Source organism: Acinetobacter sp. YH12136 (genome assembly GCF_013418545.1).
In the GTDB taxonomy this organism is placed as follows: domain Bacteria; phylum Pseudomonadota; class Gammaproteobacteria; order Pseudomonadales; family Moraxellaceae; genus Acinetobacter; species Acinetobacter towneri.
Map to the genome: position 1 here is coordinate 1 of NZ_VPBV01000029.1, position 16,857 is coordinate 16,857.

Sequence of the window (16,857 nt, forward strand, 5' to 3'; positions counted from 1 at the left end):
GCTTTCTCTAAAGATTCATTAAATTTTTTGCAGAAATCATCCAAAATACAAAATAATTCGGTAATATGATCCATTGAAAAGCCTTGTTTTATCACATTTTGTCTTGAGAACCAATATGTTACAAATATAGGGCTTTTTTTCTACTCTTTTTTTATATCGAACTCAGGTTAATTACTCATTTAAGCTATTTTTTAGTTTAAATCCTGCTGTTCTTAGTTTAAAAGTCGCTCTCAGTGGAGCGACTTTTTTGTATTTGCTTCTTATGTCGTGCTGTAATAATTTACTTTGCCTGACATCTAAAGGTCAGCACAGTTTGATAATCATCATCACGGGCAATATCAGTATTACGTCCCGCAATTGTACCTAAAACAGTTGCTGCCGCCTGAATCATTTGTCCCGTTTGCTCATCGACTACACCTTTGAGTGCGCCGTTATAAGATGTTTTTTCATCAACCAAGACTGGAGCGGCACGAGTACCACAGGTTTTATTGGCAGCTGTAATTGCATTATTTTTGGCAATAATATTACTTTTACCTAAACCTGTGACTTCATATAGATTGTTTTCTTTTTGAATGGCAAGAGAATTATTTGGCGTGGTGGCACATGCGGTTAAAAGTGCAAAAACGGCAAGGCTAGAAAAGGCGACTATTTTTTTCATATCTACCTCGGGGCTAAAACGCTGTAGCGCGTATTGTTTGTTGATGATATTTCAATTCAAATGTGTAGAGATTGAAAATAACAATTTGATCTAGTTGAACATAATCTGGATGGTTTTAGATGTAGACACTGTATAGGCTGTGTTGATAATTCGTCATTCATTTATACACATCAAACCCAATCCATAATGTATTTTCATGCTCTTAAGCTATAGATGAATGCGTCAAAGCATCATTGTTTAGATGTGCTGAGCAGGTTCATCTTAAAAGTGCAGACATATAGACCCTAATCAGAATCTTGCAAATAAGCATACGGAAATAGCGCAATTTTTTGAGTTTATGCTAATCTTAACCGAGCTTTTTGAAATAGTTATATAAGTCAATGACGGATACAGCGGTAGAAATCGTTCATCAAAATATTCATCAACGTCAGTCTACGGGGCAGTTAGTTGAACCTGCACCAAATACTGAGCAGCTAGAAATGGCTTTTCAGGCAGCTTTAACCGCGCCAGATCATCATCGTTTAAAACCTACGCGCTTTGTGGTGATTACTGCCGAGCAACGTGCAGCATTTGGTGAGTTACTTTCTCAAGCCTTGGCAGACATGGGCGAAACCGATGCGGTTCAGTTGGAGCGAGTGAAACAGCATCCATTTCGTGCGCCACTTTTAGTGTTGGCGTTAACGCAATTTCAGGATCATCCAAAAGTGCCACGTTTTGAGCAGACTTTAAGTACAGGCGCTGCGGTACAGAACTTTTTACTGTCTTTGCAGGCGCAGGGCTTTGCAAGTATGTGGCGTAGTGGGGCAGTCGTTGAGTCGAACTTGCTGAAACAAGCTTTAAACTTAAATGCAGATGATTTAATTTCAGGCATTATTTATGTGGGAACAGCGGCTAAAGCCATTCCTGCACGCGCTGAGTTGGATACGCAAGCTTATGTTCGTTATTGGAACGCATAAGTCTTTATTTTTAGGATATAACAATAATGTCAGAGTTAAATTTTGCCGATTTGGTTGAACCTGTTGCAATAGATCGAAAAACTGCGTTACGTATTACAGTGCTAGGTGGTGGCAGTTTTGGTACAGCAATGGCCAATACAGCAGTACGTAATGGCTGCGACACGATGATTTGGATTCGTGATGAAGCAACTGCCAAAGAAATTAATGAAACGCATATTAATCGACGTTATTTGCCAGATTTTCAGTTGGAGCAGGGTTTAAGAGCCGTTTCAGATTTGGAAACTGCAGTTCGTGACCGTGACATTATTTTAGTGGCTATTCCAAGTCATTCTTTCCGTGATGTGTTGCGCCAAATTAAACCTTTTATTAGCGCACAAGCAGTGGTGTCTTTAACCAAGGGTATTGAAGCCAAAACCTTTAGTTTTATGAGCGATATTATCCGTGAAGAATTGCCAGAAGTGCCGTATGGTGTATTGTCTGGCCCGAACCTTGCCAAAGAAATTGTGGCGGGGCAGCCTGCAGGTACGGTCATTGCCAGTCATTCTGAATTGGTGCGTTATGCAGTGCAGCAAGCTTTACACAGTGCATTATTCCGTGTTTTTGCCAGCGATGATGTGAATGGTGTGGAATTAGGCGGTGCGCTAAAAAATATTTATGCTGTGGCAATGGGCATGGCAGCCGCTTATAACGTGGGTGAAAATACTAAGAGTATGATTTTAACCCGCGCTTTGGCAGAAATGAGTCGTTTTGCGGTTAAGCTTGGTGCAAATCCATTGACCTTCTTAGGGTTGTCTGGTGTCGGTGACTTATTTGCAACGTGTAGCAGTCCATTGAGTCGTAACTATCAAGTGGGTTATGCATTGGGCAAAGGCAAAACTTTGGAACAAGCCACAGAAGAATTGGGGCAAACAGCCGAAGGGATTAATACCATCGTGCAAGTGCGGGCGCGCTCGAATGAATTAGATGTGTATATGCCAATCACTTGTGCGCTTTATGAAGTGATTTTTGAAGGTGCGCCGCCTATGAATATTGCACTGTCTTTAATGAAAAATGGACATCGCAGTGATGTGGAATTTGTCTTGCCGCATCATCAAGTTTAGTTTTACATCCATAAAACTGCGCCACAGTAGGTAAAAACTTGCGTGGAATATGACAGTTTAGTGAACTGAATTGTCATATTCTCAGGTTATACTGAGCGCATAATTTGAGTTAAATTGACACAACTTAATGTGTATCATCCTATAAGGAAATTCTATGCAACTGACTCTTGTTCGTCATGGTGAAGCCGCTCCTGCGATTATGGGCAATGATCATCAGCGTCCTTTGACTGAGCGTGGTCATATACAAGCACAAGAAACGGCAGACTATTTAAAAAATATCATTCAGCCCGATGTGTTTGTGGTTAGTCCTTTATTGCGTGCACAAGAAACCTTGGCACATTTGCAGCAATATTTTAAAGATGTGCCTGTGGTGGTCTGCAATGCCATTAAACCTGAAGATGATGCAAAAGTTGCGGTGGAATGGTTGTCACAATTGCCGTATGAGTCAATTGCGGTGGTGTGTCACATGAATGTGGTGGCACACATGGCAGAAATTTTGACTTCAGAATCTTTCCATCCCTATCATTTGGCAGAAGCACGTATTTATGAGCAGGCAGTAATTGCTGCGGGACTTTCAACCCAAATCAAAAGTTTTATTCCAAACGCATAAAATAAATGTATAAAGTTAAATACAATTCAACGGTAGAACGATAATAATGCTGTATTTATGGATGCCAGAAGCCAATGGGGTTTGGCAATGGTCAAATGGGGAACACTGGACACAGGCAGATAATCTTGATGCCTTGATTCAGGCATTGCAATCTTTTCAAGGAAAAGATGCTGTGGTGTTTTTCCCAAGCCGTGATGTGCAAATTATGCAACAAACTTTACCTAAAGCCCAATATAAACAATTGGGTACCGATGGTGTGAAGTATTTATTAGAAGAATATACCGTATTGCCAATTGATGCGATGCAGGTGGCTCATCATTTTCAGCCACCTGAGCAAATAACCGTGTTGGGAGTTGCTAAGCATAGTATTGAAACCTATTTGCATGTATTAAGTTTGTTGCCAGTTAAAATCAGTGCATTGTTACCTGACTTTTTAATCTTGCCGCAACCTGATGTAGGGCAAACGGTGATTGGAAATATTTGCGGACGCTTGTTGGTACGTGAAAGTGAATTTTTAGGTTATTCAGTTGATGATCTGGCGCTTTATCTAGATTATCAAACTGCAGAACGAAACTATAAAATCACCAACTTTAGTGCAGAACAAATGCAAAGTATTGAAGCATTTGCAACACAAGAACAATTAGAAAGCTTTCATTATGTAGTACCTGCATTAGTGAAAGCCAAACAGCATCCATTCAATATGCTGCCAAAATCCAAGCAAGACACGGGTGTTTCAGGTTATTGGAAAGCCTGTGCAGCAGTATTTCTTGGGATTTTAATTGTACAGTTTAGCTATGATGCACTGCGTTGGAGCAAACTTAAAAAAGTAGCAGATCAAACAGCGGTTCAAGCCATAGAACAATATCAATATTGGTTTGGTGCAAATAGTCGTATTACCGAACAAAATATTCAAAGCCAGTTTGAAAGTCAGGTACGCATGAGTAAAAATGCAGATACTCAAGCGCTGCAATTGCTCAGTCGTGTTGGCCCTGTGTTGATGCAAAATCAAATTGTGGCCAATCGTGTGAGTTTTGATGCCAATATGTTGAACATGGAATTGAATGCCAACTCGGCAGCGACCTTACAAGCGCTCACTCAGCAATTGAATCAGCAGGGTTTTAAGGTCGAGCTGGGTAATATTCAGCCGAGCGCGTCAGGTGCAGTAGGATTGGTGAAAATACAATAATGAAAGCCATTGAAAAAATGTCAACTTGGTTCGATCAACGTATTGAACTGATACAAGATTATCTAGATCATTTAAATACACGTGAACGTGTTTTGGTGGTATTTACCACAATCTTTGTGATCGTTGCTGCGGTGGGTTCTGCGTTGTGGTATATGCATGCCGCAGCCGAAAAACAGCAAAAACGGGTAAATGACCTTAAAGATTTGGTGGTGGTGATGCAAAGTCATGCAGTCACCATGAAACCTGCCAATGATGCACAACTCAGTGCAGCCGATAAAATTCAGCGTGTGGCTCAGCAACAGGGTTTATCGGTTGCTTCGCAGCAAAGTGGTGACAAGATGCAACTTGTAGCGAGTCATGTCAATTATGCCGTGTTGGCAAATTTTTTAACCCAATTAGCGCAAATGGGTTTAAGTATTGAAAAAATGGAATTAATTTCTGAAGCAGGGCAGATTAAATTAACAGCGACAGTCCAGTAAAGGTTAAAAATAAAGTCCGAAACTCGGAAAATAAACCCATGTCAAGCATAGCGTTTTGACTGGGCTAAGCCTATAATATGGCGACTTAGAAAGCAGTAGACTTTTGCAGATATGTTGTATTCTCTAGCCCGCCCGTTGTTATTTTCTTTAGCACCAGAGCGTGCACATGAGCTGACACTATCACTATTGAAATCGAGCCATAAAATGGGCTTGATGCGTCAAAAGACTGTAGCGAAACCTGTGACGTGTATGGGAATTGAATTCCCTAATCCAGTAGGTTTGGCAGCAGGTCTAGACAAAAATGGTGCGTATATTGATGCTTTGGCTGGTTTAGGCTTTGGGTTTATTGAAATTGGTACCATTACGCCACGTCCTCAAGTGGGCAATCCGCATCCACGTTTATTCCGCATTCCGCAGGCCAAAGCCATTATTAACCGTATGGGTTTTAATAATGATGGGGTCGATCAGCTGATTGAAAACGTCAAAGCGGCAAAATTTAAAGGCATTTTGGGGATTAATATTGGTAAAAATGCCGATACGCCAGTTGAAAATGCAGTAGATGATTATCTGATTTGTTTAGAAAAAGTCTATAACTATGCCTCTTATATCACCGTAAACATTTCATCACCGAATACCAAAAACTTGCGCAGTTTGCAAAGTGGTGATGCGCTGACTGAGTTATTGCAAACCCTCAAACAGCGTCAGTTGGAGTTGGCCGAAGAACATCAACATTATGTGCCGTTGGTATTAAAAGTTGCTCCAGATCTAGACCCTGAAGATATTCAGTTTATTGCCAAACAATTATTGCAATTCAAAATTGATGGTCTGATTGTGACCAATACCACTTTGTCGCGCGAAGGTGTAGAAAACTTGCCGCATGGCGATGAAGCAGGTGGTTTATCGGGTGCGCCTGTGTTTGAAAAAAGTACTGCATGTTTGGCAGCATTTTCAGCAGCACTGAAAGGTGAAATTCCTTTAATTGGTGTCGGTGGCATTTTGTCGGGCGAACAAGCGGTTGCCAAAAAAAATGCAGGTGCAAGCTTGGTTCAGGTGTATAGTGGTTTAATCTATGCAGGTCCTGAGTTGGTTCAAGATTGTGTGAACGCCTTATAACTTATGAATACCATTGATATCGTTATTCTGATTCTCTTGCTTATTGGAGGGTTGAACGGTTTGCGACAAGGATTTATTAAAGCCTTTGCGAACTTGGTAGGATGGATTTTTGCCCTAATTATTGCGGCAAAATATGCAGTTGTCCTAGCACCTTCGATGACAGCACTCAGTAGCGATCCTGTGGTACAAAAAATTGCAGCCTTTGCATTTATTGTCTTGGTGATTGTGGTACTGACCTGGATTGTAACCGCTGTTTTAAATGGTGTTTTAAAGAGCTTGAAACTTGGCCCATTAAATCGTTTGGCAGGCGGTGCATTTGGTACCTTGAAAGGCTTACTCATTGTTCTTATTACCATTCAAGGCATTGGTCCTTGGGTCGAAAGCTCGCCTTATTGGAAACAGTCTAAATTTGTGCAAACTTTATTGCCGTATGCACCGTGGGCAACAGAACTGTCCAAAGACGCTGCCAATGAGGCTTTACAGCACATCAAGTCGAAAGATGCCGCGCCATCTTCCGACATCGCATCTGACGCAAAAGAAAACCGCTCTGGCGCAGATGGCTCAACGAATAATCCTTTTTATTAATCCCTAGCTGGTCTGCGAGGTTGCTATGTGTGGAGTTGTTGGTATAGCTGGTAAATCACCTGTTAACCAAATGTTGTTTGATGCATTAACGATGTTACAACATCGTGGACAGGATGCAGCTGGGATCGTAACTTGCCACAATGGACGTTTGTTCTTGCGTAAAGATAACGGTATGGTGCGTGATGTATTCCATACGCGTCACATGCGTGCGTTGCAAGGTAATTATGGTATTGGGCACGTGCGTTATCCAACTGCAGGTTCATCTAGCAGTGCCGAAGCGCAGCCATTTTATGTGAACTCGCCGTACGGGATTACTTTGGCACACAATGGTAATTTGACCAATGCCGAAGAAATTCACGAAGATCTGTTTAAAACAGATTTACGTCACATGAACACCGATTCTGATTCAGAAGTGTTATTGAACGTATTTGCACATGAATTGCAAAAACGTGGCAAATTAAACCCAACTTCAGAAGATATTTTTCATGTGATCAGCCGTGTGCATGAGCGTTGTAAGGGTGCTTATGGCGTTGTTGCTATGATTACAGGTCAAGGCTTGGTTGGCTTCCGTGATCCAAATGGTATCCGTCCATTGATTTACGGTTCACGTGAAACTGAACAGGGCATGGAATATATTATTGCATCAGAATCTGTGGCAATTACTGCACTTGGCTTTAAAGTTGAACGTGATATTGCGCCGGGTGAAGCGATCTTTATTAATGACGCAGGTGAATTATTTACCCAGCAATGTGCCGCTAAACCTGAATATCGCCCATGTATTTTTGAGTATGTATATTTTGCTCGTCCAGATGCGACCATTGATGGTATTTCAGTGTATAAAGCGCGTTTGAAAATGGGTGAAAAACTGGCGCATAAAATTACCCAAGAGTGGGGCGAGCAACACGATATTGATGTCGTTATTCCAATTCCAGATACATCACGTACATCAGCTTTAGAATTGGCAAATACTTTAGGGGTTAAATTCCGTGAAGGTTTTATGAAAAACCGCTATATCGGACGTACCTTTATTATGCCAGGTCAGCAATTGCGTAAAAAATCAGTGCGCCAAAAACTGAACCCTGTAGAGCTTGAGTTTAAAGGCAAAAATGTACTGTTGGTGGATGACTCGATTGTCCGTGGTACGACCTGTAACGAAATTATTCAAATGGCACGTGATGCTGGGGCGAAAAAAGTATTCTTTGCTTCTGCAGCGCCAATGGTGAAATATCCAAACGTGTATGGTATTGATATGCCAGCCAAAGATGAATTAATCGCGTCTAACCGTAATGTCGAAGAAATTCGTGTAATTATTGGTGCAGACCGTTTAATTTTCCAAGATTTAGAAGATTTAAAACAAGCCGTTCGTACCCATAAAGTACCGCATTTAACTGAATTCGATTGTTCAGTATTTGATGGCGTGTATGTAGCTGGCGGAATTGACGAAGCTTATCTGAATGATCTTGAGCAAAAGCGCAACGACTTGGCTAAAAAAGGCAAAGATGGTTATATTGATGTCAATATTGATGCCGCGTCAGTAGACTTAACTGGTGTAAAAGAGAGTTAATTTTTTTCTGATCAGCTCAGTGAGAAAAGCGGGAAATTCCCGCTTTTTTCATTTATGATGGTGGCTCAAATACAATGTAATTCAGGATGTTTACATTGAGGTCTGTGAGTAGTTACTTGATTAAAAACAAAAATATGATTTGGTCTGCAATTTTATGTTTGGTTGCAGTCGCTTTGACCCTGTTTATCTTAAACACAGTTTTGGGTCTGTTGGTCTATTATGTCGATTCAAGCCAATCCATCTATTGGCACAATCTAAGCCCATACTGGATTACGGTCTTGGTGCTGATTATGACGGTATCCGTCATTTTGGAATTTTACGTTTTTCGCTCAGGTGGTCATTCTTTGGCAAAACAATTGGGTGCGCGTCGTTTAACCCAGTTCGAAAGTACCCCAGAAGAAAGTACCGCACTTAAACTGACCGAACAATTGGCCGATACCTTTCAAATCCCAGCGCCTACTGTATATGTATTGCCCGATGAAATTGGGGTAAATGCCCTCACTGCAGGCTTTAGTCATAAAGATATTGTGATTATTTTGACTTGGGGTGCTTTGCAAAACTTGGATGAGCAAGAGCTTTATGGACTACTCAGCCATGAGTTTAACCATATTTTAAGTGGTGAAACCATTGATAATACCAAGCTTAAAATCCTCTACAGTAGCCTAACCACGTTTAGTAAGTGGGGCAGTAGCATCGCCAAACTTGGCTTTGGACAACATCGTGATGCACCGCCACATAAGTTAGCGACTTTTTTTGTTGCTGTAGGTGGTGGTATCTGGTTGTTTGGTAGCTTGGGCGTGTTGATTACCCGCTTAATTAAATATATTAGTCTAAGCGGACGTACCTTTAAAAATGATTTAAAAACCAAACGTTTGATTCAAAATAATGCCAATATTCAAACTTTGCTGCGAATTTATGTGCATCATGCAGGGTCGCAAATTCATAGTGAATATTCAGAATCTATTTCCCACATGTGCTTTGCTAACTCGCTCAGTCCGCAAAGCTGGATGAATATTCATCCAAGTATTGAAGCCCGTATTTTTGAGCTTGATCCAACCTTGGTGCAAGACTTACAACTCGAAAATTTGAAGCGTTTACGCAATCAGCCTTTGTTTAGCCTATTTCGCTCGTTAGAAGAAATGAATGCTGAATATTATGCGCCGTGGAGCTCGCCGCAACCTTTGCCTTTGCTGCGCTTGTCGCCGATTAGCTTTGCAATTAATGATGCAATTAAGCCACTCAAGCCTGAAATTCGCAATAACATGCCGCGCCCAGAGTTGATTCAGCGTGCCTTACAAACGGCAACGGGTTCGCGTGAGGTGATTGTTGCTATTTTAATGATTCGCCAATATCGTGAATTTATTCCTGCTGAAGCAGAAGTCAGCCGTGCAATTGTAGATGCTTTATTAAATTTGGATGGGCGAGTACATATCTCGATTTTCCATGAAGCATGTAAAAATATTGGTGGTATGCCGCTGAGTATCGCACGGCAGTTTTTAACCAAATTGGCAAAAATCATTCAGGAAGATGGTGAAATTGGTTTGTTAGATGCTTTGCTGCTTGAACGAATCAAGTTTGAATTAAACTTACTGCCTTTACATACACCTGCAGCGTTACACGAAGTTAAACCGCAAATTGTACGTTTAATCGATGCTTTATTGCATGTGCAGCAAATTAATAGTGTTAATCAGTTAGATGTACGTGAACGTATTTTAGAACGTGTTTTAACTGCAGATGAATTGATTGATTATGAAGAAATTTCAGATGAACCGATTGATTTATCAGAAATTTTAAATGATATGGCAGGTTTGCTGCTGCGTGATCGACTGATGGTGTTAGGCATTGCTGAAATTTGTTTGTGGAATGACCGTATTATCACCCAAGATGAATTGGATGTTTTGGAGTTGCTCTATTGGCGTTTAGGTTTTAAAACCGAAGAAATTGTCGAGCAAATGCAAAAACAAAACAGTTTGATGATTGTGTGACACTGATTGACTAGGTGTGTTTAAAGCAGATTTTGAAAAAATACGAATAGGTCAGATTGGGTGAAAGAAAGCACAGCATTGTGCAGCCTTTCTAGGTAGAATAGGTGCTATCTTGCATGTTGTTCTGTGATAAATACGTGCAGCGAAAAGTTAGATGGGTGATGATAAACATGATGGGGCATCAGCGTGACATTTTAGCCAGTTTGGGAATCGATATTTGGGTTTCCAGAATGGCTGTGTCTCAAACTTTGCCACAATCATCGGTTTGGCGCGACCAAGCTGCACCTGAAATACACAGCGAAATTATTGTTCCTGCTGCAGTACCTCAACAATTAAAACAACAACAGCCGATTATTCACGAAAAGCCTAAGCAAGAACCATCTCCGCAACATACGACAGTTGAAGCGGCCACGCCAGAAGTTGTTCCTGAAGCGCGTGTCATGCTGCAAATTGAAGCATTTAGTATTGAAGCTTTGCAGTTGCCACATTGTGTCATTTTGGTAGAAAGCACTACCTTGAGTCAGGAACAGCAACAATTGTGGCGTAATATTCAACATGCGCTACAGGCCGAATATCACGTATTGCAATGGCCTTTTGCTTTAGAAGTATTACAAGACGGCATCGGGGTAGAAAATTATGTGCAAGGTTTTGTTGATGTCTTGAGCACAGATAAAAACATGCTGATTTTAGGTCAATTACCACATTTTAAATCTGAACAATGTTTGCATTTAGCCAGCTTGCAAGAGATGTTAGATCAACCGCTGTTGAAAAAAAGTCTGTGGGATGCGATACAAATCACATCGTTACAGCCTAAAGCCTAAGTCAATTCAGATATTTAAAACTCTACATATACAAGCAATTGTAGACACGAAACAGGGATAATCATGCGTAAAAAAGTGGTAGTGTTTAGTCAAATTGATGCAGAAATTTTAAGTAAGCTAGAGCAAGATTATCAGGTGGTGCAGGTCAGCCCGAAGTTGGGTGACGTGAATCAACAGTTGCTTGAGCATGTGCAAGATGCGGATGGCATGATTGGTGCAGGGCGCTTGCTTAATCAAAGCAACTTGCATACTGCGACTAAACTCAAAGTGATTTCGAGTGTAAGTGTCGGTTACGACAACTATGATGTAGATTATTTAACTCAACAAAAGATTAGTCTTTGCCATACACCGCATGTCTTGACTGAAACCACAGCAGATTTAGCCTTTACTTTATTGATGAGTGCAGCACGACAAGTGCCATATTTAGATCGGTGGACTAAACAAGGGCAATGGAAACGTACCGTGGGTGCAGCACAGTTTGGACAGGATATTTATGGTAAAACCATTGGTATTGTAGGTTTGGGGCATATTGGTGCGGCTATCGCACGGCGTGCATTTCATGGTTTTAATATGAATGTGGTGTACCACAATCGTCGTGAAAAAATGGAAGTGGCGAAGGCATTTAATGCAGAATATTTAAGTCTGGATGAATTGCTGCAACAGTCTGATTTTGTGGTACTGGCAGTCGATTTAAATGCAGACTCTAAAGCCTTAATTGGTCAGCGTGAACTTGATTTAATGCCGTCTCATGCAATTTTGGTCAATATTTCGCGTGGTTCAGTCATTGATGAGCAGGCACTTATTCAGACCTTAGAAGCAGGCAAAATTTTTGCCGCAGCTTTGGATGTCTATGACAAAGAACCACTGCAAGAATCACCATTATTTGAGTTAGATAATGTCGTGACTTTGCCGCACATTGGTTCAGCAACTGCAGCAACTCGTCGACAAATGGCAAACTTAGCCTATAAAAATTTAGTTGATGCGCTGGAAGGACGTCGCCCGCAATATGTTGTTAATCCTGCTTGTTATACGTCTTAAAGTTAAAGATGATTTGGTAAAAATTGATAACACATCATTGCAAATGCGTTCATTTTTCAATGTTATAGTGAATCATTATGCAAAATATGTATTTGAGATCATCCATTGAAACATCTATTACTGATCTGCGGTTTGAGTTTTGCCAGTATTGCGACAACCCAAAGTGCCAATCTAACCACCACACCACAATTTAATGTGCCTGAAATAGGCAGTGGTGTGGGATTAATTGATCAGCAAAAAGAACGCAGTATTGGTGAAAAAGTCTATCGGGAAGTGCAGCGTAAAATGCCTGTCACGCAAAACCCGTGGCTGGAAGATCAATTAATCAATACGTTTTCGCATCTACTCAGCCAAACTCAATTGGGGCAACCCATTGGGCTACTCATTATCAATGATCCACAAATTAATGCTTTTGCTGTGCCGGGTGGTTTATTTGCGTTAAACACAGGTCTTATTAATTCTGCCCGTAATATGGATGAAGTTGCGGGCGTGATGGCGCATGAAATTGCGCATGTGTCGCAACGTCATTACAGTCGCTCTCAAGAGGCATTTAAAGGACAGGGTTTGTTGGCACTCGCTGGGGTTGTGGTTGGGGCATTGGTTGCCTCACAAGCCGATGGTGATGCAGGCGCAGCGGTGATGATGGGTTCTCAAGCCGCTTTAATGGATCAGCAATTGACTTATAGCCGTAATCAGGAACGTGAAGCAGACCGTATTGGCATGCAATATATGTATAGCGCAGGCTATAACCCACAAAGCATGGCAGACTTTTTTGAGGTGATGCACCGTACTACGAGTCGAGTGAGCTTCTTACCTGACTTTTGGTTTACCCATCCCTTAACCACAGAGCGGATGAGTGAGGCGCGTTTACGTGCCAATCAATTGCCACCAGTGCCAACCTCGCTGCGTGATGAAGACTTTGAGATTTTAAAGTTATATAGTTTGGTGGTTTCGCAGCAGGCGACAGAACAGCAGCTTAAAGCATTTGCAACCCGTAACCATTTTGCGGCGAATTTGGCTTTGGCTTATTTTTATAGCCAGCAAGGCGATTTTGTTTTGGCGCAACAAAGTATAGATCAGGCCAAAAGTCACAATCGTTTACATAATTTATTGACACTTATTCAAACTGACATTTATTTAGGGCAAAATAAAATTGATTTAGCGCTCAAAACAATTGGTTCACCTGCGCGAATTATGCCTGAAAATCGTGCGCTGAATTATAAATGGGCCGAGGTTTTGATTCGTCAAAATCAAACTACGCAAGCAGAAAGTATTTTGAAGGATTTCTTGCAAAAAAATCCACGTGATTTATCGGCATGGAATTTAATGCAGCAAGCGGCAAATATAGACCGAAGCTCTGCATTACGCACGGTAAATGTGTTACGGTATCGTGCAGAAGTACAGTATTGGTCAGGTTGGGAAGAAGAGGCAATTAAATCATTACTGCACGCGCAGCGTTTAGCCAAAGACAATCAGGCGATGTCGGCAAATATAAAAAACCGTGTGACTGAAATGCAAAGAGAACGACAGTTAAAAATATAAGTCGGGCGTACATACGGTGGCATAACAATAAAGAAAAGGAGTTTAAGAATGATTGAGGGACAATGTTTATGTGGTGCGGTGTATTACCGTTACCATGCCGAAATTGAAAAAACAATATTATGTTTTTGCCAGCATTGCCGTCGTGCGCAAGGCGGTATTATGGGATGGAATAGTCCAGTGGCACGCGAACATTTTGAAGTGGTGCGTGGCTTAAAATATCTAAAAGAATATTTTCATAGTCCCAATAAAGCACGGGTATTTTGTCAGGAGTGTGGCAGCCCGATTTATTCTTATCGGCTAGATTTACCCGATATTATTCGCTTACGCTTAGGGACAGTGACTCAAGGCAAAGTTCCCGAACCATGTGAGCAAGCATTTGCGCAATACAAACCCAACTTTTTGGCAATTGAGTCGTGTGAATAGTTATTCACCGAATATACAATGCTAAAATAGAACTTGAGTTGAAACGACCCTGACTTGAAAATGAAAAAATATATTTATTTATGCCTTACTTTGGGGATGACCTTGCAAAATGTCTATGCTGCGAGTGCAGAGCAGTATGTGTTGGCTGTTGAAGAAATTAATGCGCAATATAAACAAGATACCCGACAGTTTTTACGAGGCTTAAACCCACAACAGCAGGGTTTTAATCCGCAGCAACAGCAGCAGTTTTGCGGCATTGCTAGTCGTTATGTTGATCGTTTATATCAGGCAGCAGATGAAAACCGTGCCTATTTGGATCGTCGTTATCAGAATATTAATAAACAGGACGTGATTCAGCAGGTCAGCACATCTAAAGAAATGCAATTACTGAAAAAATATCAAGTGAACTGCGATTTAAAGTAAAAAGTTAAAGCAGAAGTGTCTAAGGGTGAATAGATAATCTATCTCATCCTAGGTTTAGCATTTTACTTAATAGCATTAGATAGAAAGATTAAAGCGGGCTTAATCTGACATTTAAATCAGTGTTCGGAGAAGAACAAATTTGGGGTGAGCTAATTAGCTTAATTTGGCTTTAATTTTGGCAGATACTTGAGCAGGATCGGCGCGCCCGGCTATGAGCGGACGCAGAGAGTTCATCACCTTACCCATATCTTTCATGCTAGTAGCTTGTTGCGCTTCAATGGTTTGCGCAATCATGGAATCAAGTTCTTCCTCAGTCATAGCTTCTGGTAGAAACTGAGATAACACCTCAATTTCGGCTTGTTCCTTACTAGCTAAATCTTCTCGGCCAGCGCCTTCAAAGGCTTTAACCGATTCTTTACGTTGTTTAATTTGCTTTTCAATGACCGCAAGAACCTGAGCGTCGTCAAGCTCTTTGCGCTCATCGACTTCGATTTGCTTAATTGCCGCCTGTAGACTACGAATTACCGTTAACTTATCCATTTCTTTGGCGCGCATTGTCGCTTTCAAAACGTCAGTAATTTGGTTTTTTAAAGTCGTCATCATTTAATCCAGACAGGCAATCACAAATTAATTAGTAAAGGCGAGTAGTACGTACTGATTCACGCGCCAATTTCTTTTGGTAGCGTTTAACAGCAGCAGCTTTTTTGCGCTTACGTTCTTGAGTTGGTTTTTCGTAGAATTCACGCTTACGTACGTCAGCTAAAACACCTGCTTTTTCGCAAGAACGTTTGAAACGACGGATAGCTACGTCTACTGGTTCGCCTTCTTTCAATTTAACTTGTGGCATGAAGAATCCTCATTAAGTTATGGATAAGATCTGGGCGAAATTGCCCACGATCACAAGTGAAGGTCAGTATTTTACTCATTTACATCTCATATCACAAGTCTATAATAGGTTTCGCAATAGAATTGATACAGGTTATAGGCAATTTAATGATCGTTTTAGGCTTAGAAACATCTTGTGATGAAACAGGACTTGCACTGTATGACAGCGAGTTAGGTTTGCGCGGGCAAGTACTGTATAGCCAAATTAAATTGCATGCAGAGTATGGTGGTGTGGTACCCGAACTGGCTTCACGTGACCATGTGCGCAAACTTATTCCTTTAATCAATCAATTGCTTGAGCAGAGCCAAGTCAAAAAATCTGAAATTGATGCAGTGGCTTATACCCGTGGGCCGGGGCTAATGGGCGCACTCATGACAGGCGCATTATTTGGACGAACTTTAGCTTTTGCCTTAAATAAACCTGCAATTGGGGTGCATCACATGGAAGGGCACATGCTTGCACCATTATTGTCTGCGACACCGCCAGAATTTCCGTTTGTCGCTTTATTGGTTTCGGGTGGACATACACAGCTCATGGCAGCTTATGGCATTGGCCAATATGAATTGTTAGGCGAGTCGATTGATGATGCTGCAGGCGAGGCTTTTGACAAAGTTGCCAAAATGATGGGTTTACCGTATCCGGGTGGGCCAAATATCGCCAAACTAGCTGAACAAGGCGATGCCAAAGCTTTTGAATTTCCACGTCCAATGTTGCACCAAGGCTTAGAATTTTCATTTAGCGGTTTAAAAACTGCGGTTTCAGTACAAATGAAAAAGTTAGGTGATGAAAACCGTGATGCCGATATTGCGGCAAGTTTCCAAGAAGCGATTGTTGATACTTTGGTGAAAAAATCGGTAAAAGCTTTAAAACAAACAGGTTTAAAACGCTTGGTGATCGCGGGTGGGGTGAGTGCAAATACTCGGTTACGTGAGCGTTTAGAAGCAGATTTAGCTAAAATTCGTGCAACGGTTTATTATGCAGAACCTGCATTGTGCACCGACAATGGTGCAATGATTGCTTTTGCGGGCTATCAGCGTTTAAAAGCAGGGCAGCAAGATGGTTTATCGGTTACGACTACACCACGTTGGCCAATGACGGAGCTTACCAATCCAACTGCGGGTTAAGTTGTTCGTAGCATAAAATCAATCAGAGGCAATAATCTGCCTCTGACTTTATATGCTAAATTTTTACATTAATATTAGAAACGAATACTTAAGACTTAGCGAACTGCGTCCATTAAACCTTTGGTAAGATCTTTCATCATGCCTTGCATCACAGCATTCCCTGCATTTGTACAGTTTTCTAATTTTTTACCTTCTAGTGATTTACCTTGATTGGCCATTTCTTCGCACTTCTGCAAAACTTTTTTAGCTTCATCTAAGTTCTCGGCATAATACTCTTGCGTTTTCACTTGTGTACATGCTGTAAGCGTTGTAATTAAACTTACTGTAATTAACAAATTTTTAAATTTAAACATTATTTTTTAAC

At 41.1% G+C, this 16,857-nt stretch carries 19 protein-coding genes; 15 read left to right on the forward strand and 4 right to left on the reverse strand.

All coding sequences use genetic code 11. The features are described from left to right. Positions 1 to 280 precede the first annotated feature (280 nt). On the reverse strand, positions 281 to 658 hold the full coding sequence (locus FTU71_RS11915; RefSeq protein WP_004971490.1) for a hypothetical protein: 378 nt from the start codon (positions 656 to 658) through the stop codon (positions 281 to 283). Between the two features lie 380 nt (positions 659 to 1,038). Between FTU71_RS11915 and FTU71_RS11920 the strand changes: the two genes are divergently transcribed. The 14 genes from FTU71_RS11920 (at position 1,039) to FTU71_RS11985 (ending at position 14,483) form a co-directional block, all read left to right on the forward strand. After that, positions 1,039 to 1,614 (forward strand): nitroreductase, encoded by a 576-nt coding sequence (locus tag FTU71_RS11920; protein WP_096902531.1) that lies wholly within the window; start codon positions 1,039 to 1,041, stop codon positions 1,612 to 1,614. A gap of 26 nt (positions 1,615 to 1,640) precedes the next feature. Further along, on the forward strand, positions 1,641 to 2,714 hold the full coding sequence (locus tag FTU71_RS11925; RefSeq protein ID WP_004971486.1) for an NAD(P)H-dependent glycerol-3-phosphate dehydrogenase: 1,074 nt from the start codon (positions 1,641 to 1,643) through the stop codon (positions 2,712 to 2,714). 154 nt (positions 2,715 to 2,868) lie between these two features. Beyond that, a complete protein-coding gene (locus FTU71_RS11930) occupies positions 2,869 to 3,324 on the forward strand; it encodes a histidine phosphatase family protein (protein ID WP_096902529.1) in 456 nt (151 codons plus the stop codon). Positions 3,325 to 3,370: 46 nt separating this feature from the next. Next, positions 3,371 to 4,510, forward strand: a complete 1,140-nt coding sequence (gene gspL / locus FTU71_RS11935; RefSeq protein ID WP_179994381.1) for a type II secretion system protein GspL — start codon at positions 3,371 to 3,373, stop codon at positions 4,508 to 4,510. Continuing rightward, positions 4,510 to 4,989 carry a type II secretion system protein GspM gene (gene gspM, locus FTU71_RS11940; RefSeq protein ID WP_180006127.1) on the forward strand — a complete coding sequence of 160 codons (480 nt, stop codon included), beginning with the start codon at positions 4,510 to 4,512 and terminating at the stop codon, positions 4,987 to 4,989. The genes gspL and gspM overlap by 1 nt, the downstream gene beginning before the upstream one ends. Positions 4,990 to 5,100: 111 nt before the next feature. Further along, a complete protein-coding gene (locus FTU71_RS11945) occupies positions 5,101 to 6,102 on the forward strand; it encodes a quinone-dependent dihydroorotate dehydrogenase (RefSeq protein WP_179989335.1) in 1,002 nt (333 codons plus the stop codon). A gap of 3 nt (positions 6,103 to 6,105) precedes the next feature. Continuing rightward, positions 6,106 to 6,687: a CvpA family protein gene (locus FTU71_RS11950; protein ID WP_180006126.1), complete on the forward strand. Its 582-nt coding sequence runs from the start codon at positions 6,106 to 6,108 to the stop codon at positions 6,685 to 6,687. Positions 6,688 to 6,712: 25 nt separating this feature from the next. Continuing rightward, positions 6,713 to 8,251 (forward strand): amidophosphoribosyltransferase, encoded by a 1,539-nt coding sequence (purF, locus tag FTU71_RS11955; RefSeq protein ID WP_180112030.1) that lies wholly within the window; start codon positions 6,713 to 6,715, stop codon positions 8,249 to 8,251. A 95-nt stretch (positions 8,252 to 8,346) separates the two neighbouring features. Beyond that, on the forward strand, positions 8,347 to 10,236 hold the full coding sequence (locus tag FTU71_RS11960; RefSeq protein WP_180112031.1) for a M48 family metalloprotease: 1,890 nt from the start codon (positions 8,347 to 8,349) through the stop codon (positions 10,234 to 10,236). 170 nt (positions 10,237 to 10,406) lie between these two features. Then, positions 10,407 to 11,057: a hypothetical protein gene (locus tag FTU71_RS11965; protein WP_180112032.1), complete on the forward strand. Its 651-nt coding sequence runs from the start codon at positions 10,407 to 10,409 to the stop codon at positions 11,055 to 11,057. 63 nt (positions 11,058 to 11,120) lie between these two features. Further along, the gene (locus FTU71_RS11970; protein ID WP_179988427.1) at positions 11,121 to 12,095 is read left to right on the forward strand and encodes a D-glycerate dehydrogenase; all 975 of its coding nucleotides are present in this window, start codon (positions 11,121 to 11,123) and stop codon (positions 12,093 to 12,095) included. Positions 12,096 to 12,200: 105 nt separating this feature from the next. Next, positions 12,201 to 13,637 (forward strand): M48 family metalloprotease, encoded by a 1,437-nt coding sequence (locus FTU71_RS11975; RefSeq protein ID WP_171324990.1) that lies wholly within the window; start codon positions 12,201 to 12,203, stop codon positions 13,635 to 13,637. Between the two features lie 48 nt (positions 13,638 to 13,685). Further along, positions 13,686 to 14,060, forward strand: a complete 375-nt coding sequence (locus tag FTU71_RS11980; protein ID WP_096902524.1) for a GFA family protein — start codon at positions 13,686 to 13,688, stop codon at positions 14,058 to 14,060. 60 nt (positions 14,061 to 14,120) lie between these two features. After that, entirely contained in the window at positions 14,121 to 14,483 is a 363-nt protein-coding gene (locus FTU71_RS11985; RefSeq protein ID WP_180112033.1) for a hypothetical protein, read from the forward strand. A gap of 153 nt (positions 14,484 to 14,636) precedes the next feature. Here FTU71_RS11985 and FTU71_RS11990 read toward each other — a convergent pair whose 3' ends face one another. Both FTU71_RS11990 and rpsU read right to left on the reverse strand, forming a co-directional pair. Beyond that, positions 14,637 to 15,083: a GatB/YqeY domain-containing protein gene (locus FTU71_RS11990; protein WP_096902523.1), complete on the reverse strand. Its 447-nt coding sequence runs from the start codon at positions 15,081 to 15,083 to the stop codon at positions 14,637 to 14,639. 31 nt (positions 15,084 to 15,114) lie between these two features. Then, positions 15,115 to 15,330, reverse strand: coding sequence for a 30S ribosomal protein S21 (gene rpsU, locus FTU71_RS11995; protein ID WP_001136722.1), 216 nt, complete (start codon positions 15,328 to 15,330; stop codon positions 15,115 to 15,117). 146 nt (positions 15,331 to 15,476) lie between these two features. Here rpsU and tsaD point away from each other — a divergent pair, with 146 nt between their 5' ends. Then, positions 15,477 to 16,493, forward strand: coding sequence for a tRNA (adenosine(37)-N6)-threonylcarbamoyltransferase complex transferase subunit TsaD (gene tsaD, locus FTU71_RS12000; RefSeq protein ID WP_004971458.1), 1,017 nt, complete (start codon positions 15,477 to 15,479; stop codon positions 16,491 to 16,493). 95 nt (positions 16,494 to 16,588) lie between these two features. Here the strand turns inward: tsaD and FTU71_RS12005 are convergent, their stop codons facing one another. Next, complete coding sequence (locus FTU71_RS12005) at positions 16,589 to 16,846, reverse strand: EexN family lipoprotein (RefSeq protein WP_004971457.1); 258 nt, start codon at positions 16,844 to 16,846, stop codon at positions 16,589 to 16,591. Between the last annotated feature and the right edge of the window lie 11 nt (positions 16,847 to 16,857).